We start from the raw sequence: 2,063 nt of genomic DNA, 5'->3' as shown, positions 1-2,063 counted from the left end.
GCAGACTACAGAACTTACAGGCTCAAGCGGAGCAAGTGATGATACCTCAGATAACAATGAGAGGGCTTTACGTTTTGCGGATATTTTATTGCTGCTTGCTGAATCAATGGATATGCAGGGGAATGCTGCAGGTGCAGTTACTTATGTTAATCAGATCCGCAGCAGGGCTTTGTTGGCCCAGGTTTCTGCAGGTTTGGCCCAGGACCAGCTGATGACAGAGATCAGGCATCAGCGAATGATAGAATTTGCCCGTGAACACCAGCGCTTTTATGATTTGAAAAGATGGGGTTTGTTACAGCAGGAATTGACCAACAGCGATAAAGTAGGTAAACAATTTTATGTGGCAGGGAGGTATGACTATTTCCCTATTCCACAAAATGAGATCAATACCAATCCGCTGATCGTTCAACGTTCAGGGTGGTAATAAAACTTATAACTTATTCTCAGTAAATGGTTGGGAATAAGTTATATTGAATTTTTAGGCGCTTTTGTATTGGTGAAATTAGGACAATACAAGTTCTTTTTCTCGTATTCTCTTTACAAACTTTACTGAAACCTCAAGAAGTTTGGCCGCTCTTCGGTCACTACACTTCAAATCAAAAACAAGCTTACGTGCGAATTTTTCTTTCATTTCTTTTTCGACTTTCTCAGCGGTTTCTTCTCTGATAATATCTCTGATTGCTTCTTCAATTCCCATGGTGATATTTTTTTTATTTAAAATATTTAGTTCTTTATCAAAAATAATATTTGTCTCTTCAAATTCAAAACGGATATAATAATTAATGAATTTCCAGATTGAATCTATTTTCTTCTGTTCTATTTTCCTTGATTTTAGTTCTTTCAAAAGCTGGATTTTTAAATCTTTTCTGAATAGGTCACGCTCTTTTTTATTTGTAATATGCCTTTCTTTTAGTACTGCTCGTGCTGCTATGACAACAAGCGCAAATATATTTTTACTCGATTCGAGCTCTTCATCCGTCGGGTCAGTTATTTTATATGTATTAAATTTGTAATTCATTTCCGTATCCATAAACTCTATTTTAAAAGTATCTGGCCGGGATTTAGGGATTGCCTCAGTGAAAATTGCAAAGGCTGAAATTCGCTTGTTATACTTATCTAATAAACGATAGAAATAAGTAAACATCCTGTTCCCAAAATCTTCAGTATATTTTGCCTGAACTTCAATATGTATTAAAATCCACTGTTCATCTCCATCTAAAGTATAAACTTTTACCAGCTTATCTACCAACCTAGTAGACGGTTTATCATCAGATGAAAAGACTTTTTCAAGTTCTTTATCTAAAAATTCAACTCCTTTTTCCAGGTCAAGGAACTCATCTACCCTCGGGTAAATAAATCGAATAAACTCTGGAAATGTTTCATCCAAAAGTCCTTTCCATAAATGGTCTTCTCTTTTTATCACCTCACAAATATAAGTACCAAATGTGTTCATTTTTAATAAAAAAGAAAATATGTTTATATTTAAGATTTTTTACATTGTTTTTAAGATTAACAAAGTCTTTTCAAAATCTTACTTATTATATGGTCTGATCGGTGAGGTCCGGGTGAAGCTAACTATCTTCTGTTTTAAATGTATATACTAAGGATTGGGCAAATGCAACAGCTACTTTGCAGTAGTTAACTACTGCTCCGTTTACTTATCATCTGATGCCTGCTTATGGCGACAATTTCCTGACCACGACAGAGAATAACGCTGAATCTGTGTTTGAAATACAGCTGGCCGATGTTGGTGGAACAAACCCCTGGTCGGGCGAAAATGCAGGAGAAGTATTGGGCGTAACCACAGCGCAGGAGTTTGCGCCTTCTGAAGTAGGTGGCTGGTTTGAGATCAGCCCTACAGATAAACTCTTTAACGAGTTCCAAAAAGAAAAAACAACTATGGGCGACTTTGATCCGCACATGTACGCCACTTTATCCTGGGATTATCCCGGGTCAGTTTTTTACACTTTACCTTTCAAAAGTTTTAAGCTCGTGTTTGGCTACAGTTCCCTGCTTAAAAAATATCAGAATTACTGGCAGACTACAGAACTTACAGGCTCAAG

Annotated in this window: 2 protein-coding genes and 1 pseudogene; 2 read left to right on the top strand and 1 reads right to left on the bottom strand. The window is 36.6% G+C overall.

The window, feature by feature from the left end; all coding sequences use genetic code 11:
* Positions 1-424 (top strand): RagB/SusD family nutrient uptake outer membrane protein (locus GSQ84_RS27785; RefSeq protein ID WP_158800653.1); only part of this gene is annotated, 424 nt, incomplete at its 5' end.
* A gap of 78 nt (positions 425-502) precedes the next feature.
* Here GSQ84_RS27785 and GSQ84_RS27780 read toward each other — a convergent pair.
* On the bottom strand, positions 503-1,453 hold the full coding sequence (locus tag GSQ84_RS27780; protein ID WP_158800652.1) for a hypothetical protein: 951 nt from the start codon (positions 1,451-1,453) through the stop codon (positions 503-505).
* A gap of 215 nt (positions 1,454-1,668) precedes the next feature.
* Between GSQ84_RS27780 and GSQ84_RS27775 the strand changes: the two are divergent.
* Positions 1,669-2,063 (top strand): annotated as a pseudogene (locus GSQ84_RS27775) (hypothetical protein); the annotation flags it as partial.

Source organism: Pedobacter sp. L105, assembly GCF_009765875.1.
In the GTDB taxonomy this organism is placed as follows: Bacteria; Bacteroidota; Bacteroidia; order Sphingobacteriales; family Sphingobacteriaceae; genus Pedobacter.
This window is presented reverse-complemented; position numbering and strand designations above follow the sequence as displayed.